Origin of the sequence: Agromyces sp. GXQ0307 (assembly GCF_044769845.1) — a bacterium.
In the GTDB taxonomy this organism is placed as follows: domain Bacteria; phylum Actinomycetota; class Actinomycetes; order Actinomycetales; family Microbacteriaceae; genus Agromyces.
Genome location: NZ_JBIZVY010000002.1, coordinates 241,253 through 265,574, shown reverse-complemented (window position 1 = coordinate 265,574; position 24,322 = coordinate 241,253). Strand labels below are relative to the sequence as shown.

Below are 24,322 nucleotides of genomic sequence, written 5' to 3'. Positions count from 1 at the left end.
ATCTAGGAGAGAAATTGCTCGACGCAACGACGTTCGATGAGCTCCGTATCGGCCTGGCGACCGCCGAGGACATCCGCAAGTGGTCCTACGGCGAGGTCAAGAAGCCCGAGACCATCAACTACCGCACGCTGAAGCCCGAGAAGGACGGGCTCTTCGGCGAGCAGATCTTCGGACCCAGCCGCGACTGGGAGTGCGCCTGCGGCAAGTACAAGCGCGTCCGCTTCAAGGGCATCGTCTGCGAGCGATGCGGTGTCGAGGTCACCAAGTCCTCGGTCCGCCGCGAGCGGATGGGCCACATCGAGCTGGCCGCGCCCGTGACGCACATCTGGTACTTCAAGGGCGTGCCCTCGCGCCTCGGGTACCTGCTCGACATGGCGCCGAAGGACCTCGAGAAGGTCATCTACTTCGCCGCCTACATGGTGATCGACGTCGACGACGAGGGTCGTCACGCCGACATGCCCGGCCTCGAGAACGAGCTCCGGCTCGAGATCAAGGCCATCGGCGACGCTCGCGACGCTCGCATCGCCGAGCTCATGCAGCGCAAGGAGGAGGAGCTCGCGGCACTCGAGGCCGAGGGCGCCAAGTCCGACCAGAAGAAGCGCGCCGAGGCCGCAGCCGACAAGGAGATGGCCGGCGTCCGCAAGTCGGGCGACGAGCAGATCGCGCACCTCGAGCGCGTGTGGGAGGACTTCCGCACGCTGAAGGTCGGCGACCTGAAGCCCGAGGACTCGGTCTTCCAGGAGCTCCAGGACCGCTTCGGCATGTACTTCGAGGCCTACATGGGCGCCGAGGCGATCAAGAAGCGCCTCGAGTCGTTCGACCTGGCCGCCGAGGCGCAGGACCTGCACCTGCAGATCGCCGAGGGCAAGGGCCAGAAGAAGATCCGCGCCATCAAGCGGCTCAAGGTCGTCAACTCGTTCCTGCAGACCGGCAACTCGCCGGCTGCGATGGTCCTGGACGTCGTCCCGGTGATCCCGCCGGAGCTGCGCCCGATGGTCCAGCTCGACGGCGGCCGCTTCGCGACGTCCGACCTGAACGACCTGTACCGTCGCGTGATCAACCGCAACAACCGCCTCCGTCGCCTGCTCGACCTCGGCGCGCCCGAGATCATCGTGAACAACGAGAAGCGCATGCTGCAGGAGGCCGTCGACGCGCTGTTCGACAACGGCCGCCGCGGTCGCCCCGTCACGGGTACCGGCAACCGCGCCCTCAAGTCCCTGAGCGACATGCTCAAGGGCAAGCAGGGTCGCTTCCGCCAGAACCTGCTCGGCAAGCGTGTGGACTACTCGGGCCGTTCGGTCATCGTCGTCGGCCCGCAGCTGAAGCTCCACCAGTGCGGCCTGCCGAAGCAGATGGCGCTGGAGCTCTTCAAGCCGTTCGTCATCAAGCGCCTGATCGACCTCAGCCACGCGCAGAACATCAAGGCCGCCAAGCGCATGGTCGAGCGGTCGCGCCCGCAGGTGTGGGACGTGCTCGAGGAGATCATCCGCGAGCGCCCGGTGCTGCTGAACCGTGCGCCCACGCTGCACCGCCTCGGCATCCAGGCGTTCGAGCCGCAGCTCGTCGAGGGCAAGGCCATCCAGCTGCACCCGCTCGTCTGCGCCGCGTTCAACGCGGACTTCGACGGCGACCAGATGGCCGTGCACCTGCCGCTCTCGGTCGAGGCGCAGGCCGAGGCCCGCATCCTGATGCTGGCGTCGAACAACATCCTCAAGCCGTCGGACGGCCGTCCGGTGACCCTGCCCTCGCAGGACATGATCATCGGCCTGCACCACCTGACGACGGTCATCGAGGGCGGTGCCGGTGAGGGCCGTGCGTTCTCGTCGATCGCCGAGGCGATCCTCGCGTTCGACCAGAACCGTCCGGGCGAGCCCGTGCTCGACCTCGGCGCCACGGTGAAGATCCGCCTCGAGGGGCTGCACTTCGCCGAGGGCCAGGAGCCCGAGGGCTTCGTCGCGGGCCAGCCGTTCCTCATGGAGACGACCCTCGGCCGCGCGCTCTTCAACGAGGCGCTGCCGGCGGACTACCCGTACTTCAACGCGCAGGCCGGCAAGTCGCAGATCTCGCAGATCGTCAACGACCTCGCCGAGCGCTACCCGAAGACCGAGGTGGCCGCGACGCTCGACCGGATCAAGGACGCCGGCTTCCGCTGGGCGACCCGTTCGGGCGTGACCGTCGCGCTCTCCGACATCGTCGAGCTGCCGCAGAAGCGGGAGATCGTCTCGAAGTACGAGAAGCAGGCCGCGAAGGTCCAGTCGCAGTTCGAGAAGGGTCTGACGACCGACCTCGAGCGTCGTCAGGAGCTCATCCAGATCTGGACCAAGGCGACCGACGAGGTCGCGAAGGCCATGCAGGAGGAGTTCGCGGCGAACCAGGGCAACACCATCAACCGCATGGTGACCTCCGGCGCTCGTGGTAACTGGCTGCAGGTGCGCAACATCGCCGGCATGCGAGGCCTCGTGAACAACCCGAAGGGCGAGATCATCCCGCGCCCGATCATCTCCTCGTACCGTGAGGGGCTGTCGGTGGCGGAGTACTTCATCGCCACGCACGGTGCCCGCAAGGGCCTCGCCGACACGGCGCTCCGCACGGCCGACTCGGGCTACCTGACGCGTCGTCTGGTCGACGTCTCGCAGGACGTCATCATCCGCGAGGACGACTGCGGCACGTCGAAGGGCCTCGAGCTGCCGATCGCCGCGGTCGACTCCACGGGTGCGCTCGTGCGCGACCCGAACGTCGAGAACTCGGTGTTCGCCCGGTCGCTCGCGACCGACGCGGTCAACGCGAAGGGCGAGGTCGTCGCCGAGGCCGGCGACGACGTGGGCGACGTGCTCATCGACAAGCTGGTCGCGGCGGGCGTCGAGTCGATCAAGGTCCGCTCGGTGCTCACCTGCGAGTCGGCGGTCGGCGTCTGCGCGAAGTGCTACGGCCGTTCGCTCGCGACCGGCAAGCTCGTCGACATCGGCGAGGCCGTCGGCATCATCGCGGCCCAGTCGATCGGCGAGCCGGGCACCCAGCTCACGATGCGCACCTTCCACACCGGTGGCTCGGCCTCGGCCGACGACATCACGCAGGGTCTTCCCCGCGTGCAGGAGCTCTTCGAGGCCCGCACCCCCAAGGGTGCGTCGCCCATCGTCGAGGCCCCCGGTCGCATCACGATCGACGAGACCGAGAAGCAGCGAAAGGTCATCCTCACGCCCGACAACGGCGACGAGCCGATCGCGTACAACGTGCTCAAGCGTTCGACGCTGCTCGTCGAGGACGGCCAGCACGTCGAGCTCGGCCAGCAGCTGATCGTCGGCACGGTCGACCCGAAGGAGGTCCTCCGGGTCAAGGGCGTGCGCGAGGTGCAGAAGCACCTGGTGAACGGCGTGCAGGACGTGTACCGCTCGCAGGGCGTGCCGATCCACGACAAGCACATCGAGGTCATCGTCCGGCAGATGCTCCGCAAGGTCACCGTCGTCGACCACGGCGACACCGACCTGCTGCCGGGTGAGCTCGTCGACCGCTCGCGGTACAACGAGATCAACCGGGCCGCGCTCACCGAGGGCAAGAAGACCGCGTCGGCGCGTCAGGAGGTCATGGGTATCACCAAGGCCTCGCTCGCGACCGAGTCGTGGCTGTCGGCCGCGTCCTTCCAGGAGACGACCCGCGTCCTCACGCAGGCCGCCATGGAGGGCAAGTCCGACCCGCTCGTCGGCCTCAAGGAGAACGTGATCATCGGCAAGCTGATCCCGGCCGGTACGGGCCTCGCCAAGTACCGGAACGTGACCGTCGAGGCGACCGAGGAGGCGAAGGCGGAGCGCTACCCGAACCGCATCTTCACCGACGACGCGTCGTTCACCGAGGGCGACCTCAGCTTCGTCGACTTCGACTCGTTCTCGAGCGACGACTTCACCCCCGGCAACTACAGCTGATCCGCGCGGGCGGCGCCTCGCCGCCGCCCGCACCACGAACGGCCCCGGAGCGATCCGGGGCCGTTCGCCGTCCGACCCCGCCCGCCTGATGACGGCACTCAGGTGCGGCGGCTAGTATCTCGGGCGGTCGCCCATCCGTTTCCGACCCGGAGCCCACATGCCAGACGCCGCCCCCGCCTCCCGCCGATCGAGGACGCTGCTCATCGTCGCGTCCTCCGTGCTGGTGATCGCGGTCGTCGCGCTCGTCGCGGCGCTGGCACTGCCCGCACCGAGCGGCGAGTCCGCCGAGCCGACGTCGCAGGGGCGCCCCGCGCCGTCCGCCGAGGCCGCGCCCGCGCCCGTCGTGGTCCCCACGCCGGAGCCGGTGCGGGACGAGCGCATCCCGACCGACTGCGCGGCGATCTACACCTTCGACTGGTCGAGCACCTTCGCTCCGGACTACGTCCTGAACCCGGAGTGGTCGACCGCGGATGGCGCTCCCGCGCTCTCCGGCACGGACGACGCCGTGGCGCTGCCCGTGCTGCAGGACACCTCGCAGCTCACGTGCGCCTGGCTTCCGCCGGACGGCGGCGACGGCCGCGTCGGCCTCGTGACGAACGTTGCGAGCGTCGACGAGTCCCAGGCTGCGGCCGCCATCGCCGCGTTCCAGGCCGCAGGCCAGGAGTGCTACGAGGAGGAGGGCGGCACGCGCTGCGTCGTGGAGTTCGAGGGCGTCGCCGGTTCGGCCGGCGAGTCGCACTTCCTCCGCGAGGGGCTCTGGATCGCCACGCGCTGGGACGGCCCCGCCGTGAGCGGGTACACGCTCGACATCGCGACGCAGCTCTTCGGCTGACGCGCACGCCGAGGATCTGCGACGGCGACGCGCGTCGACCTTCCGCGCGTGCTTCCCGGCGGGGCGCGGACGCGTTGCTAGAGTGAGCCGCACCACGGGCAGCCGGTGCTGCCCGGAAGGAGCGGACGATGAGCAGCACGACCCCCGGATCCGACCCCGACCGCCGCGACCTCGACGGCGACGGCGTCTCCGATCGCCCCGTCGGCGACGAGGCGACGACCGATGACTCGACGACGGATGCCACGGCCGACGACGTGTCCGCCGCGCAGGCCGAGGTCGACCCGACGGCACCCGATGCCGAGCACGTCGATCGCGTCGAACCGCCGGCTGCCGCTCCCGATCCGACCGCCGCTTCCGACGATGCCGATCACGCGTTCACCGGGACCGACGCCGATCCGGAACCGGTGTCGCCCGAGCCCGCTCCCGCCGTGCCCTACGACGCAGCCCCGAACGGGGAGGACGACCGATCCGAACTCGACGCCGCGGTCGAGCGGGCCCGGACGGAGCATCCGCCCGTCGTGAGCTCCGACCCGGCCGATCGCACCGACACCACGGCGATGCAGCGCGACGACCTCGTCGCCGCGAGTCCCGAGCCGGTTCGCGCCGAGGAGGTGCGACGCGAGACCGGCGTCCCGGAGACCGTCGGCGCCGCCGCCGCGGGCGCCGGCGTCGGTGCGGCCACCGCGGCACCGGAGGCCCCTGCGCCGCCGCTGCCGCAGACGATCTACGTCCAGGCGCCGACGCCGCCGAAGGAGAAGGGCAACCGCGGCTTCGGCGTGCTCGTCGGCCTGATCGCGACCGTCGCCTTCGCGGTGCTCTACGCGGGGATCTCGTACCTCGTCATCACCTGGTACGGGGCCGGGCGCGGCGACGGCATCCGCGTGTACACCGAGTTCCTCGCTCAGCCGGTGTTCTGGGTCCCGGTGGTCTTCTTCTTCCTCGCGTTCGCGCTGCTCGCGGCGATCCTCAATCGCGCCGCGTGGTGGACCTGGGCCGTCTTCGGCCTCGCCGTCGGGATCATCGTCTACTTCTCGTACATCGGCGGGGCGCTGCTCACGGTCGGCGCCTGGCAGTTCACGCCCCAGCAGGCCGCCGACTTCGTCGCCGAGCGCTGGGTCGACCCGTTCGCGATCATCGCGTTCATCGTCGCCCGCGAACTGCCGATCTGGTTCGGCGGCTGGGTCGCGGCGCGCGGACGCACGGTCGGAGAGCGCAACGTGCGGGCGCGCGAGGAGTACGACCGCCAGCTCGCGGCGGGGCCGCAGCCGGTGACGTCCTCGCGCTAGCGGAGGCATCCGTCCGGGTACCCTCGTCTGGGGTGCGCTCATGGTGAGCGCTCCCCATCGACGTGGCGCACCCGGCCTGCTTGGGTGGCTCCCTGACCCTGCACACCCGAGGAGCGCTGTTGAGCATCACGATGCAGACCGCCGAGCCGATTCCCGGCATCGGGCCCGACGGCCGGCCCGATCCGGCCTACGCCGCGTCCCTCGGGCTGGTTCCCGCGCCGAACGGTCGCCGCGCCGCCGCGTTCTCGATCGACGCGGCCGTGTGGGTCCTCGTCGCCGTGCCCGCCGTCATCGGGTGGGCGCAGCTCCTCGTCGCGGTCTCCGCGACCGGCAACGGCGCGGTACCGACGACGTCAGCGGATGTCGCGGGGCTCGTCGGCCCGCTCGTGCTCGCCGGCGCCGGCCAGGTCCTTCTCGCCGTGCTCGGCATCGTGCAGCTCGCGCTCCACGGCCGGAGGGGCGTCACGATCGGGAAGGCCTCGCTCGGCCTCCGATCGGTGGGTGTCGCCACGTTCGAGCGGCCCGGCTTCTGGCGGGTCGTCCTCCGGGCACTGGTGCTCTGGCTCGCGCAGGGCGTGCTGCCGTTCGTCGGGCCGGCGATCTGCTTCGGCTCCGGGCTGTGGGATCCGGAGGGCCGCGGGCGCAGCTGGCTGGACCGGATCGGCCGCTGCTGGGTCGTCGACGCCCGCCACGGACTCGACCCGTTCGACGCGAAGGCGCTGCGGCACGCACGGCGGCGGGTCGAGTCCGAGCCGCTCGCGACGCGCGCGACCCTGCCCTCGCTCGCCTCCGAGCGCGGCATCGACGAGCGCACCTTCATCCCGGCGGCACGGTCGAGCTCGGGGGTCGTCGCCGCGCCGCCCGCGCTCGACGACGCGGCCGGCGCCGCGCCAGGCGGGTGGACGCCGCCGCCGCTCGGAGCGCCGCCGTCGACTCCTCACACGTCGTCGCCCATGTCCTGGCCGTCGGCGCCCGCCTCGCAGCCGGCGCCCGCCACCACGGTCACGCTCGTGTTCGCCGACGGCGGGCGGATCGCGGCATCCGGCACGACCCTGCTCGGCCGCGGGCCGGCACGCGGCGAGGCCGACCCGGTCGACGCCACCCTCGTCCCGCTCGTCGACCCGAGCATGGGCCTGTCGAAGACGCACGCCGCCGTCGAGGTCGATGCACGAGGCATCCGCGTCACCGACCGGTGGTCGAGCAACGGCACGTCGCTCGTCGACGCGGCCGGGGTCGAACGCGACCTCGAGCCGGGCGTGCCGCAGGCCGTGCCGCCGGGCTCGGCGGTTCGCCTCGGCGGGCTCGAATTCCGAGTCGAGGTGGTCGGCGCATGAGGCTCAAGCTCGGGCTCCGGCGGCAGTCGGGCGCCGGCGTCGACATCGTCGTCACGGCGGACGCGACCGCGACGGTCGGCGACGTGGCCCGGGCCGTGGCCGACACCGACCCGGCCGCGGCGCACCTGCCGGCGCATCCGGGGCCGCTCACGCTCGCCGTGGCGCCGCCGACGTCGTCCGACCCGGTCGTGCTCGACCCGGGCACCCTCGCGGCCGACGCCCCCATCGGGTCGGGGTTCAACGCCGCGGTGGTCTCGCCCGCGGCGCGCTCGGCCGCCGCGGATGCGCCCGTCGCGGTCATGCACGTGCACTCCGGGCCCGACGCCGGGCGCGAGTTCCCACTCCGCCGCGGGCACGGCGTCATCGGCCGCGCCGCCGACGCCGACGTCGTGCTCGCCGACCCGCTCGTCTCGAAGCGGCACGCGCGCGTCGAGGTCGACCAGGTGGTCGAACTCGTCGACCTCAACTCGGCGAACGGCCTCCTCGTCGACGGCGGCCAGGTCGCGCGCGTGCGCGCGCTGCCCGGCGTCCGCGTCACGATCGGCGACACGGTCGTGTCGTTCAGCGCGGTCGCGGGAACGGATGCCGCGGCCGACCCGGTGCTGGAGCGCGGCGGCGCCCTCATGTTCAACCGGTCGCCGCGCGTCGAGCCGCGGTACCCGGGCACCGCGCACCCGGAGCCGCGCGTGCCGAGCGAGGAGACCCCGCGCCTCTTCCCGTGGCCGATGATCGCGTCGCCCGTGCTCATGGGCCTCGGCATCTTCGCGATCACCCAGCGGCCGGCGTCGCTCCTGATCGTGGTGCTCACGCCGGTCATGCTGCTCGCCAACTACCTGGGCCAGCGCATGGGCAGCGGCAGGAAGCTGCAGCGCGAGGTCGAGACGTTCGAGGTGCGACTGGAGGACCTCGAGGAGACGCTCGAGCGCGAACGGCACGTCGAGCGGGAGCGCCGGCACGACGAGACGCCGCCGGTCGCGACCGTGTACGAGCAGGCCATGCGACTCGGTCCGATGCTCTGGACGAGGCGCCCCGAGCACTGGAACTTCCTCGCGCTGCGTCTCGGCGTCGGTCGCGCCCGCAGCCGGAACTCGATCCGCGAGTCCGAGGGCGCGAACGACGGCATCCCGACGTACGCGAAGCAGGTCGACACGCTGCGCGAGCGCTACCGCGAGATCGACGACGTGCCCGTCATGGAGCTGCTGCCGAGCTCGGGCGCGCTCGGCATCGCCGGCCCCGCCAACCTCGCGGCGGACGCGCTGCGCGGCATCGCCGTGCAGTTGTTCGGCCTGCACGCGCCGAACGACGTCGTCACCGCCGCGATCGTCGACCCCGCATGGAGCCGGGAGCTCGACTGGCTGAAGTGGCTGCCGCACACGTCGGGGGAGCGGAACCCCGTCGCGGGGGCGCCCCTTGCCGACAGCGCCTCGGCGGGCGCGGCCCTCCTCAACTCGCTCGAGGAGCTCATCCTGCAGCGGCTCTCCGCCGCCCCGGTTCGCCGCGGGCCCCTCGCGGACGAGGACGGCTCGATGGCACGCGGTTCCCGCATCGGAACGCCGGGCGGCGTCCGCGAGGAGTCCCGACCCGACTCGGCGCTCATCCTGATCGTCTCGGCCGAGGCGCCCGTCGACCGCCCGCGGCTCGTCCAGCTCATCGAGCGCGGCGCGGAGGTCGGCATCCACGCCGTCTTCGTCGCGCCGACGGTCGAGTCCCTCCCGGCCGCGTGCCGCACGTTCGTCGACGTGACCGCCGGGCTCGACCGCGCGCGCGTCGGCGTCGTCCGCTCCGGCCTCGAGTACGCCGACGTCGCGGTCGAGGGCGTCTCGCTCCGCTACGCCGAGGTGTTCGCGCGCCGGCTCGCGCCGGTCGTCGACGCCAGCACGGTCGTCGAGGATGCCAGCGACCTGCCGCGGAGCGTCTCGATGCTCTCCCTCATCGGGAGCGAGATGGCGCACGACGCGGAGAGCGTCGTCGAACGCTGGCGGCAGAACGCGTCGGTCATCGACCGCTCCGGAGTGAAGCTGCCGCGCCTGAAGCGCGCAGGCACCCTGAAGGCGTTCGTCGGCCAGGGCAGCCCGGATGCCATGACCCTCGACCTGCGGACGCAGGGCCCGCACGCACTCGTGGGCGGCACGACCGGAGCCGGCAAGTCCGAGTTCCTGCAGGCCTGGGTGCTCGGGATGGCGGCCGAGTACAGTCCCGACCGCGTCACGTTCCTCTTCGTCGACTACAAGGGCGGGTCGGCGTTCGCCGACTGCGTCGAGCTGCCCCACTGCGTCGGGCTCGTGACCGACCTCAGCCCGCACCTCGTGCGGCGCGCGCTGACGAGCCTCCGGGCCGAGCTGCACCACCGCGAGCACCTGTTCAACCGCAAGAAGGCGAAGGACCTCCTCGAACTCGAGAAGCGGCAGGACCCGGAGACCCCGCCCGCGCTCGTCATCGTGATCGACGAGTTCGCGGCACTCGCGGGCGACGTGCCCGAGTTCGTGGACGGCGTCGTCGACATCGCGCAACGCGGACGCTCCCTCGGCATCCACCTCATCATGGCCACGCAGCGGCCGGCCGGCGTCATCAAGGACAACCTGCGCGCGAACACGAACCTGCGCGTCGCGCTGCGGATGGCCGACGAGTCGGACTCGCGGGACGTCGTCGGCGACCCGGTCGCGGCCGGGTTCGACCCCGGCATCCCCGGGCGCGGGATCGCCAAGACCGGACCGGGACGTCTCGTGCCGTTCCAGTCGGCGTACGCCGGCGGATGGACGAGCGACGAGCCCGAGGCCGCCGACGTGAGGCTCGCGGAGCTCCGCTTCGGCTCGACGGTCGTCTGGGAGCGCGAAGGCGTCGCCGACGACGACGTGCACGCGGGCGACCCGGGCCCGAACGACCAGAAGCGCATGGTCGACGCGTTCATCCGTGCGGCGGCGGCCGCCGGCATCCCGGCACCTCGACGGCCGTGGCTCGACGACCTGGCGCCGACCGTTGCCGTCGAGGAACTCCCGGCGCGAGGCGACGGGGAGGTCGTGTTCGGCCTCGCCGACGTGCCCGAGCGCCAGCTGCAGTCGCCGATGGCGTTCGTGCCCGACCGCGACGGCGCGATGCTCGTCTACGGCACGAGCGGTTCGGGCAAGTCGACGGTGCTGCGGACGCTCGCGGTCTCGATCGGCATGCGCCCCGAGCTCGGCGCCGCGGAGGTGTACGGCCTCGACTTCGGCTCGGGCGCGCTCCGCTCGCTCGAGGCGCTGCCGCACGTCGGCTCGGTCATCGCCGGCGACGACCCCGAGCGCATCCAGCGCCTGCTGCGGACGCTCGACGACCTGCTCGACCGACGCGGGCGCGCCTTCAGCGCCGCGAACGCGGCGAGCCTCACCGAGTACCGCGAGCTCACCGGCATCCGCGAACCGCGCGTGCTGCTCGTCATCGACGGCTTCGCGCAGTTCAAGGCCGACTGGGACTCCACGACCGTGCGCATGCCGTTCTACAACGTCGTCATGCGGCTGCTCGCCGAGGGACGCCCGCTCGGCGTGCACGTCGTCGCGACCGCCGACCGCTCGGGCGCGGTGCCGACCGCGGTGAGCGCCAACGTCACCAAGCGCATCGTGCTGCGCCTGTCGGACGAGAGCGGCTACCAGGTGCTCGGCGTCCCGAAGGACGTGCTCGACGAGCGCTCGGCGCCCGGGCGCGCGATCGTCGACGGCCTGGAGACCCAGCTCGCCGTGCTCGGCGGCACCGCGAACGTGGCCGAGCAGACCAGGGCGCTCGAGGCGCTCGCCGAGCGGCTGCGCGCGGACGGCGCCGCCGAGGTCGCGCCCATCCGCTCGCTGCCCGCGTCGTTCGGTGCCGCCGACCTCCCGAGCGAGGTCGCGGGCGAGCCCGCCCTCGGTCTCTCGGATGACACGCTCGCACCGATCGGCTTCGAACCCGTCGGCACGTTCGCGATCACCGGCCCGCCGCAGAGCGGCAAGACGACCGCGATGCGCGCCGTCATCGACGCCGTGCGCCGACACGACCCCGAGGTGCGGCTCTTCCACATGGCCGGGCGGCGGGCCGCGCTGACCGGGCACGCGGACTGGATGCGGAGCGCGACGAGCGTCGAGGACGTCAAGGCCCTCGCCCGCGAACTGCTCGACGTCGTCGGCGACCCCACCGTGCCCGGTCGCTACCTGATCGCGGTCGAGAACGTCACGCAGTTCGCCGACTCCGACGCCGAGCGGCCCCTCAAGGAGCTCTTCCAGGCGATCAACCGGAGCGACCACTTCCTCGTCGGCGACGCCGACGTGGCGAACCTGTCGAGCGGCTTCGGGTTCGTGGGCGACTTCAAGGCCGGTCGGCGCGGCGTCGCGCTGAAGCCCGACGCGTACGACGGCGACTCGGTGTTCAAGACGCCGTTCCCGAAGGTCAAGCGCTCGGACTTCCCGGAGGGTCGGGGCATCTTCGTGCAGAACGGGCGCATCACGACCGTGCAGATGCCGCTCGTCGGGTGACCGTGCTCCCGGCACGCGGGTGGGGAGTGCTCCCCATGGGCCGAGCCCCGAGGCATCCGTAGTCTGTTGACACACCGGCTCGCAGTCGCGGGCAGATCCCGAACGAAGGAAGGTTCCACCATGGCTGCAGACTTCGGCGCCTCGTACGGCGAGATGGAGGCGATGGCGAGCAAGCTGTCGGACGCGCGCGACGACATCCAGTCGCAGCTCGACCAGCTGAAGAGCTCGGTCGACAACCTGCTCGGCAACGACTTCAAGACCCAGCACGCCTCCGGCAAGTTCGGACAGGGCTACGAGGAACTGACCACGGGCCTGAAGAACGCGGTCGACGGCATCGGCGAGATGGGCGAGGCCCTCCGCGGCATGATGCAGGCGATCCAGGACCTCGACCAGCAGCTCGCCGGTCGCTGACCCTCCGCCGCGCGGCGTCCGGTGCTCGTGCCGGCCGCCGCGCGGCGTCCCATCCGACGCCCGTGATCGTCAGTGAGGAGTTCCCGTGGGAGACGGAGTCGAGATTCCGCTGTCCTCGATGCAGGAGCTGGACCAGGCCCTGAAGGACATCGTCGTCGAGTTCGACGAGGCCGACGGTCGGACCGGTCGGCTCGTCGAGGCGATCCGTCGGCCGATGGGCCGCTCCGGCCTGCGGGATGCCGCCGACGAGTTCGAGGGCGCATGGGACGACAAGCGCGAGACCCTCAAGGGGCACCTCGTCGAACTCCAGCAGCGGGTCGAGGCCGTGAAGGACGGCTGGGCGTCGCTCGACCGCGACCTCGCCGCCCAGTTCGAGACGAAGTGACGGACTGACGATGGGTGACAGCGCCTACTTCCACCGATTCATGCCGGACTCGCCGAAGGGTCGCGAGATCGAGCGACTCGAGGGCGAGGCCTCGGTCATCATCGAGCGCGGGACCGCGATCGAGGACCTGGGGTTGCGGATGCAGAAGGCGGCGAACACGCTGCGGCTGCTCGCCGACGGCCAGGTCGGCCGGGGCGAGTCGCTCGACGCCGTCCGCGATCAGGCCGAGGAGGTGCACGCCGACCTCCGGACGGCGGGCCTGCGGTACTCGCCGAGCGGCACCGCGCTGCGCACGTACGGCGAGGCCGTCGACGAGGTGCAGGTCTCGCTGAACGCGGCGGTCCGTCGCTGCGAGGAGCTGTGGGAGACCGTGCGGTCACGCGCCACCGCGGTCGACGACGCCGCCGACACCCCCGAGGACCCGGACGGGTCGACCTCCGCCCGGGACGACGCGCGTGCCGCCGCCGGCAGCGCGCTCGAGACCGCCGAGGACGAGTGGCGGGAGGCCGCCGCGCGCTTCGACGGCTTCTACGACACGTGGGACGCCGCGTACGACGCCGCCCTCACCGGTCTCGAAACCGCCAACGAGGACGGCGTCTCGGACGGCTTCTGGGACGACGCCCTGCCCGCCCTCGACTTCATCGTCGAGGTGCTCGAGGTCGTCGGACTCGTGCTCTTCGTGGCCGCGCTGATCGTCGGAGGCCCGCTGGTCGCGATCCTGGCGACGGCCGCAGCGCTCATCACGCTCGCCGCGACCATCGTGCTCTACGCGAAGGGGCGGAAGAGCGGCATGGACCTCGGCCTCGCGATCGTCGGGGTCATCCCCTTCGGCAAGCTGGGCCGGATCTTCGCGGCGGCCGGTGAGGGCAGCGCGCTCGCCCGGGTCGGCCGGCCGATCGGGCTCTTCCTCGGGTTCGACGACGTCGGCGCCCTGCGCACGCACCTCGGCACCATCAGCCGCAACGCGGCGGATGCGTGGAACGCGGGCGACAACCTCGTGCCCTGGGTGCAGACCTCCGTCGTCAGCCAGGTGCTCCGCGAGACCGGAGAGGGCTGGCGATACGCCCTGGATGCCGCGCAGCTGCCGTCCGGCTCCGACATGTTCCTCGGCCGCCTGTGGGGCGTCGGAGACTCGCTCGCCGAGTCCTTCGACTCGGGCGCCGCCGGTATCGTCGACATCGTCGCCGGTTCCAAGCAGCCCTGGGCGCAGGGCGTGCAGATCACCGACTTCATCACGGGCGAGGTCGCGGAAGCGGCCGAGGATCGCCTCGTAGACTCGTGGCGATGAGCCTCCGCGACGAACTGACCGGCGCAACCCGCACGCCGGTCCCGCCGTTCGTGCTCCTCCTGCCCCCCGGGTGGGTGTCGGTCGAACCGACTCGCGAGACGTTCGACGAACTGCTCGGTTCGGTGTCCGAGCGCATGCGCGCGGAGCACCGCCCCGACCTCGACGCGCGGTTCCGGGCACTCGTCCGGCGCGCGTCCGACGAGTTCCTGCGTCGCGACCCGGTGCGGCTCGTCTACCAGCGGTCGGTGCCCGCCGGGCGGATGCTGCCGCTCGCGATCACGGCGGCGCGAGTCGTCGCTCCCGCGGGCGCCACGCTCGACGCGCAGGTCGCCGAACTCGTGCGCACGCGCGGCGCCGCGCCACTCGACGACGCCCGCGTCGTCATGCGCTGGTCGTCGGATTCGTCGCACCGGATCGACGGCGGCACGCTCCGTACGCGATCGTTCGACTACCTCGTCGCGATCCCCGGCACGGGCCGGCGCGAGGCGCTCGTGTTCACGGCGGTCGTGCCGCTCTCGGCGGGCGGCGAACGCCTCGACGACGAGACTGCCGAGGAGTTCGGCCTGCTCGCCGACGCGATCCTGTCCACCTTCCGCTGGAGCGGCGCCTGATGCGATTCGAGATCTCGTACGACGAGCGGGTGTGGGCGATCATGCCCGAACCGGATGCCGCGGCCGACGACCTCTGGATCGCCGAGCAGCGGATGCGCTTCGCCGACGGCCCGTTCGGCGCGCACGTCGACGCGCTCGAAGGAGCGGCCCGCGAGGCGCTGGGTCGACGGCGCACCGGAGGCATCACCTCGCTCTTCTTCCGGCCGGACGCGGTTCCCGCGACCGGTGTGCTGCACGTCGGGCTCGTCGATCGGCGGGTCGACGAGCGCGAGGGCGCGCTCGCCTGGCTCCCGCCGGGCACCACGCCCCGGATCGACCCGGCCGTCGCGACGTTCTCGACCGCCGTCGTGCCGCGCGGCCGGCGGGTGGCCTACGTGAGCGATCGCGACGACGCCGACGGCGCGCCGCTCGCGGGTCTCGTGTACGGCCTTCCGCTCGACGGGCTCACCGGCTACGTGTTCGCCGAGGAGGCGCACAGCGACGTGATCGGGCTGATGCAGACGCACGCCGACGCGATCGTGGGGTCCCTGAGGCTCGTCGCGTGAGCGAGCCCACCGCCGCGCAGTGGGCGGAGCGCGCCGACTCGACGGCACTGGCGGTCCGCCGGGACGAACTCGATCGCCGCGCACTCGCCGGACTGCCCGAGACACGGGACGCCGTTGCCGCGCTCGGCGTGCGCTCGGCCCGCGAACTCGAGCGGTGGCGCGAGGACCGACTGGCCCGACTCGGCGACGAGGAGCCCCGAGTCGCCGCCACACTTCGACCGCACCACGCGGTGACGGCCGGGTACCTCGCCGCGTCCATCGCCGTTGCGGTCGCCTACGCGCTCTTCTTCGGTCGGGGGAACCTCGGGCTCTCGTTCGAGGTCGTGGCGTCGTCCGTCGCGCTCGCCGTCGGCGCAGCCGTGATGGCGCTCGTCGTCCCGTGGTCGCGTCGGCGACCGGTCACCGCCGTCGACGCGACGATGTCCTGGATCGTCGCCGTCCTCGGCGCTGCGGCGGCGATCGCGACGGCCGTGCAGGCCGGACGCGCGGGTGGCGGCCTCCCGGCTCCGGTCTCGATCGCCGCACTGAGCGGGTTCGCGCTCGTGGCGATGGCGGTCGTCGTCACCGTGCGCCGCGTGCGCGTCCCGCGATCCGCGCGGGAGCGCGAGACCGCACGTGCCGCCGAGGTGCGCGAGGAGTTCGGCGACGAGGTCGCCCGCGTCCGACGCTCGTGCGGGGAACAGCTCACCGCAGCGCTCGCACACGCCGACTCCGTCGCCGTCGACCGCGCGCGAGGCGAGATCGCCGCAGCCTACGCGGTGCTCGCCCGGCGCGGGCTGCTCGACCCGTCCGCAGCGCCGCACGAACCGGGGATGCTCCTCATCGACGACCCCATCGCGCGGGCTGCGCGCGCGACCCGGATGCCCGATCGCGGCCCGCTCGTCCCCGCGCTCGCGCGCACGCGCTGAACCGGTCGTCCCCCGCGGGGAGGTGCGCCCGGAGGGATGGGGCCGCCGTCGCCGGCGAAGCGTAGGCTCGGAGGATGCCGTCGAACCCGACCTCCGCGTGGGCCGTCGCCGGCTTCGCGGCCGCACTCGACGTCGCACTCATCGTCGCGGCGTTCGGCTTCGTCAGCCTGCTCGCCGACCTGGAGCCCATCGCCGATCCCGCCGCGGGCCGGCTCGTCGGTCCGATCACGATCGGCGCGGCGGTCGGCGCCCTCCTCCTGCTCCTGGGCGCGGCGCTGACACGCGGGATGCGGGCGTGGTCGCTCGCGGGGCTCGCGTTCATCGCGACGTGGGCGACCGGCGTCGTCGCCGCGACGATCGCGTACGCGGCATCCACGGGGACGATCCTCGCCGCGTTCCTGTTCGCCCTGTCCTTCATGTCGGTCGGCTTCGGGCTCATCGTCCCGCTCGCGAGCGCTCTCGTGGCGCTCCTCGCCGCCGTGACGGTCCGTGCCGAGGAGGGCGGGGTGGAACGGCCGAAGTGGCCCTGGGAGCGCGACGACGACGAGTGACGCGGCGCCCACGGCGGGACATCCGTACACCGCTTCGGCGGCGCCCGACGCCGTCGGCAGTAGGGTGAACCGCGTGGAGGGATCGGTCGAGGCCCGCGTGAGCCACGAGGTCGACCGCTGGCTGGCGTGGCTGCCGCGCTGGCGGCCGGGCACGCACCGTGGTCGCGTGCGCCTCTGCACGCGATGCTTCGGCTCGCCGATCCTCACCGCGGCCGGGCTCGACGTCGACGTCCCGCATCCGGTGCAGCATGCGTTCTCGATGCGCATGAAGGGCATCATCGACGTCGCCGTCGACGATTACACCGCCCGCAACCTGCCGATGCTGCACCGCGAGATCCGTCTCGCCGAGGAGCGGAAGGCGCGACGGCTTTACCGTGCGGGGGAGGGGCTCGATCCGGAGTTCCTCGGACTCGACCTCGACCCCGACCCGACGCCCGGCGAGCCGTTCCTGTTCACGCTGCAGGGGCTCGAGGCGGATGCCGCTGCTGAGGCCGCCGAACCTGCACCGCGACCCTTCACCCCCGAGGAGAAGGAGGCGCTCCGCGAGGAGGTTCGCCTCGCGGACGAGTTCGCCAAGCAGCTGGGCCGACGCATCTGCGCCGAGCTCGCGCGGCACCGCCAGCGGATCGCGAACGCGGTCGAGCGGCTCGTCGAACCGCAGGTGGCCGAGCTCCTCGCCGATCTGGATCGCGAACTCGACGCACCGGGCTGGTCGAACTGACCCGGCCGGCGCGCGCGGGTGTTCGCCGTGGGCGTGCGGCACTCATTTGACCGCATCGTGACGCCGCATTACCATTGATCGGGTGTGCGCGTTGCCGCGCGCTCGTGCCGTGCCCGCGGATCCTCCGGATCCCGCGGCCGGAACGGGTTCTCACAGGGCGCACACCAGGGCACCGGCCGCACGGCCGGTACGCCCCCACGGCATACCCACCACTGAAGGCAGCGCCGCTCGGCGGTGCCGGTGGGTCGTGATGTGAAATCCATCAACGCTGTCACCGTGCAGCACAACAAGGAGAAGCAGTGCCAACCATTCAGCAGTTGGTCCGCAAGGGTCGCTCGCCGAAGGTCACCAAGACCAAGGCTCCCGCCCTGAAGGCCAACCCCCAGCAGCGCGGCGTGTGCACGCGTGTGTACACCACCACCCCGAAGAAGCCGAACTCGGCGCTCCGCAAGGTCGCCCGTGTGAAGCTCTCGAACGGCACCGAGGTCACCGCCTACATCCCCGGTGAGGGCCACAACCTGCAGGAGCACTCGATGGTGCTCGTCCGCGGCGGTCGTGTGAAGGACCTCCCCGGCGTGCGCTACAAGATCATCCGCGGAGCACTCGACACGCAGGCCGTGAAGAACCGCAAGCAGGCTCGCAGCCGCTACGGCGCGAAGATGGAGAAGAAGTAATGCCTCGCAAGGGACCCGCTCCGAAGCGCCCCGTCGTCGCAGACCCCGTCTACGGCTCGCCGGTCGTCAGCCAGCTCGTCAACAAGATCCTCGTCGACGGCAAGAAGGACCTCGCGCAGCGCATCGTCTACGAGGCGCTCGAGAACGTCGCGAACAAGTCCGGCCAGGACGCGGTCGCGGTCCTGAAGAAGGCCCTCGACAACGTGCGCCCGACCCTCGAAGTCCGGTCGCGCCGCGTCGGCGGCTCGACCTACCAGGTCCCCGTCGAGGTCAAGCCGCACCGTGCGAACACCCTGGCGCTCCGCTGGCTCACCAGCTACGCCAAGGCCCGCCGCGAGAAGACCATGACCGAGCGTCTCACCAACGAGATCCTCGACGCCTCGAACGGCCTGGGTGCCGCGGTCAAGCGCCGCGAGGACACCCACAAGATGGCCGAGTCGAACCGCGCCTTCGCCCACTACCGCTGGTAGTAGCGGATGCCCCGCCCACTGCGGCGGGCATTCGTTCGGGCCCACTACCGCTGGTAGTCGGCTGAGCGGATGCCGCGGGCCCCGCGCTCGCGGCGGCCACGCGGCATCCGCTCACCCCCCACCCTTCCCTTCCTGAACATCCGGAGGAACCCCGTGGCACTTGACGTGCTCACCGACCTGAACAAGGTCCGCAACATCGGCATCATGGCGCACATCGATGCCGGCAAGACCACCACGACCGAGCGCATCCTGTTCTACACGGGCGTCAACCACAAGATCGGCGAGACGCACGACGGCGCGTCCACCACCGACTGGATGGAGCAGGAGAAGGAGCGCGGCATCACCATCACGTCCGCCGCGGTCACCTGTTTCTGGAACAAGAACCAGATCAACATCATCGACACGCCCGGTCACGTCGACTTCACCGTCGAGGTCGAGCGCTCGCTCCGCGTGCTCGACGGCGCGGTCGCGGTCTTCGACGGCAAGGAGGGCGTGGAGCCCCAGTCCGAGACCGTGTGGCGCCAGGCCGACAAGTACAACGTCCCCCGCATCTGCTTCGTCAACAAGATGGACAAGCTCGGCGCGGACTTCTACTTCACGGTCGACACCATCATCAAGCGCCTCGGCGCGAAGCCGCTCGTGCTCCAGCTCCCGATCGGCGCCGAGAACGACTTCGTCGGCGTGATCGACCTGGTCGAGATGCGCGCACTCGTGTGGCCCGGCGACGCCAAGGGCGACGTGACCATGGGCGCCAAGTACGAGGTCCAGGAGATCCCGGCCGACCTGAAGGACCGGGCCGAGGAGTACCGCCAGCAGCTGCTCGAGACCGTCGCCGAGACCAGCGACGAGCTGCTCGAGAAGTTCTTCGGCGGCGAGGAGCTCACGGTCGACGAGATCAAGGGCGCGATCCGCAAGCTCACCGTCAACTCCGAGATCTACCCCGTGCTGTGCGGCTCGGCGTTCAAGAACCGCGGCGTGCAGCCCATGCTCGACGCCGTCATCGACTACCTGCCGTCGCCGCTCGACGTGCCCGCCGTCCAGGGCCACGACGTGCGCGACGAGGAGAAGATCATCGAGCGCCACGCCGACGCGACCGAGCCGTTCTCGGCGCTCGCGTTCAAGGTCGCGGTGCACCCGTTCTTCGGTCGCCTCACCTACGTGCGCGTGTACTCGGGCCGTCTCGACTCCGGCGCCCAGGTCATCAACTCGACCAAGGGCAAGAAGGAGCGCATCGGGAAGATCTTCCAGATGCACGCCAACAAGGAGAACCCGGTCGACTCGGTCACCGCGGGCAACATCTACGCCGTCATCGGCCTGAAGGACACCACCACCGGCGACACCCTGTGCGACCCGGACAACCAGGTCGTCCTCGAGTCGATGACCTTCCCGGAGCCCGTCATCGAGGTCGCCATCGAGCCGAAGACCAAGGCCGACCAGGAGAAGCTCGGCACGGCGATCCAGAAGCTGGCCGAGGAGGACCCGACCTTCCGCACCGAGCTCAACCAGGAGACCGGCCAGACGGTCATCAAGGGCATGGGCGAGCTGCACCTCGACATCCTCGTCGACCGCATGAAGCGCGAGTTCAAGGTCGAGGCGAACGTCGGCAAGCCGCAGGTCGCGTACCGCGAGACCCTGCGCCGCACGGTCGAGAAGCACGACTACACCCACAAGAAGCAGACGGGTGGATCGGGCCAGTTCGCGAAGATCCAGTTCAAGCTCGAGCCGCTCGAGGTCGAGGGCGACAAGACCTACGAGTTCGAGAACGCCGTCACGGGTGGTCGCGTCCCGCGCGAGTACATCCCGTCGGTCGACGCGGGCTTCCAGGACGCGATGCAGGTCGGCATCCTGGCCGGCTACCCGATGGTGGGCGTCAAGGCGACCCTCCTCGACGGTGCCGCCCACGACGTCGACTCCTCGGAGATGGCGTTCAAGATCGCCGGTTCGATGGGCTTCAAGGAGGCCGCTCGGAAGGCGAACCCCGTCCTGCTCGAGCCGCTGATGGCCGTCGAGGTCCGTACTCCGGAGGAGTACATGGGCGACGTCATCGGCGACCTGAACTCGCGCCGCGGCCAGATCCAGTCCATGGAGGACGCCGCCGGCGTGAAGGTCGTGCGTGCGCACGTCCCGCTCTCGGAGATGTTCGGCTACATCGGCGACCTGCGGTCCAAGACCTCGGGCCGTGCGGTGTACTCGATGGAGTTCGAGAGCTACGCGGAGGTCCCGAAGGCCGTGGCCGAGGAGATCGTCCAGAAGAACAAGGGCGAGTAACGCGCCCGAACGCACGGACCGACAGGTTCGCGTAACATAACAACACAACCCCAGTAGCACACCGGTCGCAATCCGGCGCCCGGTGCTGCTACACGGATCCTGAGGAGGACCCACAGTGGCTAAGGCCAAGTTCGAGCGGACCAAGCCGCACGTCAACATCGGAACGATCGGTCACGTCGACCACGGCAAGACCACGCTCACCGCAGCGATCTCCAAGGTGCTCGCCGACAAGTACCCGTCGGCCACCAACGTGCAGCGCGACTTCGCGTCGATCGACTCCGCTCCCGAGGAGCGCCAGCGCGGCATCACGATCAACATCTCGCACGTCGAGTACGAGACGCCGAAGCGCCACTACGCGCACGTCGACGCCCCGGGTCACGCCGACTACATCAAGAACATGATCACCGGTGCCGCTCAGATGGACGGCGCGATCCTCGTGGTCGCGGCGACCGACGGCCCGATGGCCCAGACGCGTGAGCACGTGCTGCTCGCCAAGCAGGTCGGCGTGCCCTACCTGCTCGTCGCGCTGAACAAGGCCGACATGGTCGACGACGAGGAGATCCTGGAGCTCGTCGAGCTCGAGGTCCGCGAGCTGCTCTCGTCGCAGGGCTTCCCCGGCGACGACGCTCCGGTCGTCCGCGTCTCGGGCCTCAAGGCGCTCGAGGGCGACGAGAAGTGGGTCAACTCGGTCCTCGAGCTCATGGAGGCCGTCGACGACTCGATCCCCGACCCCGTGCGTGACAAGGACAAGCCGTTCCTCATGCCGATCGAGGACGTCTTCACCATCACCGGTCGTGGCACGGTCGTCACGGGTCGCGCCGAGCGCGGCACCCTGAAGATCAACTCCGAGGTCGAGATCGTCGGCATCCGCCCGACGCAGAAGACCACGGTCACGGGCATCGAGATGTTCCACAAGCAGCTCGACGAGGCCTGGGCCGGCGAGAACTGCGGTCTCCTGCTCCGCGGCACCAAGCGCGAGGACGTCGAGCGCGGCCAGGTCGTCGTGGCCCCGGGCTCGGTCACCCCGCACACGAACTTCGAGGGCACCGCCTACATCCTCTCGAAGGACGAGGGCGGCCGTCACAACCCGTTCTACGCGAACTACCGTCCGCAGTTCTACTTCCGCACCACCGACGTCACCGGCGTCATCACGCTGCCCGAGGGCACCGAGATGGTCATGCCCGGCGACACCACCGACATGACGGTCGAGCTCATCCAGCCGATCGCCATGGAGGAGGGCCTCGGCTTCGCCATCCGCGAGGGTGGCCGCACGGTCGGCGCCGGTACCGTCACGAAGATCCTCAAGTAATCTCCGCGACAGCGACCTGCAAGGGGTCGGGCCTTCGGGCCCGGCCCCTTCGTCGTTCCGGCACCACCAGCGCGGGGCCGAGCTCGCGAGTTCGCAGGACCACACGCGTCGGAGGCTCGGTGGGGCGCGCCAGGAGCGCCTGATCCTGCGAACTGCGTACCGCCGAGCGGCGCCGTCCGGCGAGTGCATGCGGGGGCGAGCGGGTCGCGGCATCCGTTACCACAGCGATGCACAGGCGTCCAGATCCGAGTCGGGCGTCGTTCGCCGAGGAGACCTCGGGTTAGCCTTGTCCGGATGGTTCCCCCGTCGATCCGAACGCGTGCCGCCGTGCGGCCCGAGATCCAGGCGCTCCGCGCGATCGCGGTGTGCGCCGTCGTGCTGCACCACGGCTGGCCCGCGGTCGCACCCGCGGGCTACATGGGCGTCGACGTCTTCTTCGTCGTGTCCGGGTTCCTCATCACGGCGCTCCTGCTGCGCGAGTCCGCCCGAACCGGGCGCATCTCGCTGAGGAACTTCTACCTGCGCCGCGCGCGACGCATCCTTCCGGCGGCCATGGCGGTGCTCATCGCCGTCACGGTGCTGACCTACCTCGTCGTGCCCAGGATCGAGTGGCGCTCGTACTTCCGCGAGGTCGTCGCGAGCGCCCTCTACTTCGAGAACTGGCTGCTGGCGGCCGACTCGCAGGATCCGGCGCGAGACGACCTGGCGTCCACGCCCGTGCAGCACTTCTGGTCGCTCTCGGTCGAGGAGCAGTTCTACCTCGTGTGGCCGCTGCTGATCATCGCGGCCATCGCGATCGCCGCGCGCGCATCACGGGATCCTCGCCGCGCCCTGCTGGTCGTCCTGGGCCTCGCCACGGTCGCCTCGTTCGCCTGGAACCTGGTGCTCACCGCGCAGGACCACAACCTCGCCTACTTCTCGACGTTCACGCGGGTGTGGGAGTTCGGCGTCGGCGGCATCCTCGCCGTCCTGGTCCCGGAGGTGGCGCCCGGCCGGGAGCGCCGACGGGCCGCAGTGGGATGGCTCGGGCTCGCCCTCATCGCCGTGCCGATCGTCGTCTTCCGCACGCCCGAGGTGTTCCCCGGACTGGTCGTCCTCGTGCCGGTCGCCGGGGCGCTCGCGGTGATCTGGGCGGGGATGCCGGCCGTGCGATGGTCCCCGGCGCGTGCGACCGGCCTCGCGCCGGTGCAATGGACCGGCGACATCTCCTACTCGCTCTACCTCTGGCACTGGCCGATCTTCATGTTCGTGCCGTTCATCACGGGCGTGCCCAGTCCGCCGTGGTTGATGGCACTGCTGGTGGTCGCGGCGTTCGCCGTCGCGGCGGCGTCGAAGCGGTGGATCGAGGACCCCGCACGGTTCGGCCTCGCCCGGGCCGGTCGGCCACGGTCGGCCCTGCTGCTCGGATCGGTGGCCACGTTCGCGGCCCTGGTCGTCGCGGCGGGGATCGTCGGGCCGAACGCCGCCGGCGCCGAGGCCTGCGAGCGCCCCGCGCACACGGGGGAGTGATCGGTCACGGGCGGTGCGCCCGTGCGTCTCAGATCGCGATGCCGTCGATGGTCGTCCGGAGGTCGATCGCGCCATCGACGCTCCGCGCCACCGTGCACGCCTTCGCGATCGCGCGAGCCATGATCGCCGCGAGCTGCTCGCGCTCTTCGGGCTCGAGCGCGGAGAGGTCGACGATGATCTCCTCGTCGATCTCGCGATAGCGGTTGTCGTCCTTCGACGTCCCGTGGGCCCAGACCGTGATCGCGACGTCGTCACCGAGCCGGCGCGCGGCGACCGAGTCGGCGCTCATGCCCGCACAGCCCGCGAGCGCGAGCTTGAGGAGCTCGCCGGGGGTGAAGTGCCCGGGCGCCTCGGCGGGCCCGATGAGCACGGTCGACCCGCGCTCGTTCAGTCCCTCGTAGGTCCGCGGACCGGTCCGCGTCACCGAGACGCTTCCCCGTCCGATCCGCTCGCCGACCGCGTGCGCGTGCTCCGTCATCGAGTCCTCCTCAACCGTGCCGTGCACCGATTCCACCACGGCCACGGATGCCGCGGCATCCGCTTGACTGGGAGGATCCGGTGAGCCTCCTCGCCGCGACACGCCCGGGTTGCACGGATGCGCCTCCGTATGGCAAACTCGTTGAGTTCAACATTTCGAACGGCGCGCCTTGCTGCGCTCCGATCGGATCACTGCCAGGCAGTGCATAGCCACCGACGAGCTCCACGGAGCCCCACGGGTCAGGCTAGGCCGCGGGCAGCAGGACACACAACCGACCACCACCCTTCGAGCATGGGCGATGCCCCATGCCCGTTTTCGCGAGTGCGACACGCCCGAGCGCGGGGGCC

At 71.1% G+C, this 24,322-nt stretch carries 19 protein-coding genes; 18 read left to right on the top strand and 1 reads right to left on the bottom strand.

What is annotated here, in order from left to right:
* Nucleotides 1–14: 14 nt before the first annotated feature.
* The 18 genes from rpoC to ACIQH8_RS06505 all read left to right on the top strand — a co-directional run bounded on the left by rpoC (nt 15) and on the right by ACIQH8_RS06505 (nt 23,497).
* Nucleotides 15–3,917, top strand: coding sequence for a DNA-directed RNA polymerase subunit beta' (gene rpoC, locus ACIQH8_RS06590; RefSeq protein ID WP_400996257.1), 3,903 nt, complete (start codon nt 15–17; stop codon nt 3,915–3,917).
* Nucleotides 3,918–4,074: 157 nt separating this feature from the next.
* Nucleotides 4,075–4,749, top strand: a complete 675-nt coding sequence (locus tag ACIQH8_RS06585; RefSeq protein ID WP_400996255.1) for a hypothetical protein — start codon at nt 4,075–4,077, stop codon at nt 4,747–4,749.
* 128 nt (nt 4,750–4,877) lie between these two features.
* Nucleotides 4,878–6,035: a hypothetical protein gene (locus ACIQH8_RS06580; protein ID WP_400996253.1), complete on the top strand. Its 1,158-nt coding sequence runs from the start codon at nt 4,878–4,880 to the stop codon at nt 6,033–6,035.
* A 119-nt stretch (nt 6,036–6,154) separates the two neighbouring features.
* Entirely contained in the window at nt 6,155–7,369 is a 1,215-nt protein-coding gene (locus ACIQH8_RS06575) for an RDD family protein (protein WP_400996251.1), read from the top strand.
* Entirely contained in the window at nt 7,366–11,847 is a 4,482-nt protein-coding gene (locus ACIQH8_RS06570) for an FtsK/SpoIIIE domain-containing protein (RefSeq protein ID WP_400996248.1), read from the top strand. The genes ACIQH8_RS06575 and ACIQH8_RS06570 overlap by 4 nt, the downstream gene beginning before the upstream one ends.
* A gap of 120 nt (nt 11,848–11,967) precedes the next feature.
* A complete protein-coding gene (locus ACIQH8_RS06565) occupies nt 11,968–12,258 on the top strand; it encodes a WXG100 family type VII secretion target (RefSeq protein ID WP_400996246.1) in 291 nt (96 codons plus the stop codon).
* A gap of 85 nt (nt 12,259–12,343) precedes the next feature.
* Nucleotides 12,344–12,643, top strand: coding sequence for a hypothetical protein (locus tag ACIQH8_RS06560; protein ID WP_400996244.1), 300 nt, complete (start codon nt 12,344–12,346; stop codon nt 12,641–12,643).
* A gap of 10 nt (nt 12,644–12,653) precedes the next feature.
* On the top strand, nt 12,654–13,931 hold the full coding sequence (locus ACIQH8_RS06555) for a hypothetical protein (RefSeq protein WP_400996242.1): 1,278 nt from the start codon (nt 12,654–12,656) through the stop codon (nt 13,929–13,931).
* The gene (locus tag ACIQH8_RS06550) at nt 13,928–14,542 is read left to right on the top strand and encodes a hypothetical protein (protein WP_400996240.1); all 615 of its coding nucleotides are present in this window, start codon (nt 13,928–13,930) and stop codon (nt 14,540–14,542) included. The genes ACIQH8_RS06555 and ACIQH8_RS06550 overlap by 4 nt, the downstream gene beginning before the upstream one ends.
* Nucleotides 14,542–15,087 (top strand): hypothetical protein, encoded by a 546-nt coding sequence (locus tag ACIQH8_RS06545; RefSeq protein ID WP_400996237.1) that lies wholly within the window; start codon nt 14,542–14,544, stop codon nt 15,085–15,087. Before ACIQH8_RS06550 ends, ACIQH8_RS06545 begins: the two co-directional genes overlap by 1 nt.
* Nucleotides 15,084–15,995, top strand: coding sequence for a hypothetical protein (locus tag ACIQH8_RS06540; protein WP_400996234.1), 912 nt, complete (start codon nt 15,084–15,086; stop codon nt 15,993–15,995). The genes ACIQH8_RS06545 and ACIQH8_RS06540 overlap by 4 nt, the downstream gene beginning before the upstream one ends.
* 74 nt (nt 15,996–16,069) lie before the next feature.
* Nucleotides 16,070–16,546, top strand: coding sequence for a hypothetical protein (locus ACIQH8_RS06535; RefSeq protein WP_400996231.1), 477 nt, complete (start codon nt 16,070–16,072; stop codon nt 16,544–16,546).
* A 73-nt stretch (nt 16,547–16,619) separates the two neighbouring features.
* Nucleotides 16,620–17,267, top strand: a complete 648-nt coding sequence (locus tag ACIQH8_RS06530) for a spermidine/putrescine ABC transporter substrate-binding protein (RefSeq protein WP_400996229.1) — start codon at nt 16,620–16,622, stop codon at nt 17,265–17,267.
* Nucleotides 17,268–17,566: 299 nt separating this feature from the next.
* Nucleotides 17,567–17,941, top strand: a complete 375-nt coding sequence (gene rpsL / locus ACIQH8_RS06525) for a 30S ribosomal protein S12 (protein ID WP_022889720.1) — start codon at nt 17,567–17,569, stop codon at nt 17,939–17,941.
* Entirely contained in the window at nt 17,941–18,411 is a 471-nt protein-coding gene (gene rpsG, locus ACIQH8_RS06520; protein ID WP_067948599.1) for a 30S ribosomal protein S7, read from the top strand. Before rpsL ends, rpsG begins: the two co-directional genes overlap by 1 nt.
* A gap of 153 nt (nt 18,412–18,564) precedes the next feature.
* On the top strand, nt 18,565–20,679 hold the full coding sequence (fusA, locus tag ACIQH8_RS06515; RefSeq protein WP_400996225.1) for an elongation factor G: 2,115 nt from the start codon (nt 18,565–18,567) through the stop codon (nt 20,677–20,679).
* Nucleotides 20,680–20,794: 115 nt separating this feature from the next.
* The gene (gene tuf / locus ACIQH8_RS06510; RefSeq protein ID WP_353816087.1) at nt 20,795–21,988 is read left to right on the top strand and encodes an elongation factor Tu; all 1,194 of its coding nucleotides are present in this window, start codon (nt 20,795–20,797) and stop codon (nt 21,986–21,988) included.
* A gap of 294 nt (nt 21,989–22,282) precedes the next feature.
* Nucleotides 22,283–23,497 carry an acyltransferase family protein gene (locus tag ACIQH8_RS06505; RefSeq protein ID WP_400996221.1) on the top strand — a complete coding sequence of 405 codons (1,215 nt, stop codon included), beginning with the start codon at nt 22,283–22,285 and terminating at the stop codon, nt 23,495–23,497.
* 28 nt (nt 23,498–23,525) lie between these two features.
* On the opposite strand, the gene ACIQH8_RS06500 is transcribed toward ACIQH8_RS06505, so the two are convergent.
* The gene (locus tag ACIQH8_RS06500; protein WP_400996219.1) at nt 23,526–23,975 is read right to left on the bottom strand and encodes an OsmC family protein; all 450 of its coding nucleotides are present in this window, start codon (nt 23,973–23,975) and stop codon (nt 23,526–23,528) included.
* Nucleotides 23,976–24,322 lie beyond the last annotated feature (347 nt).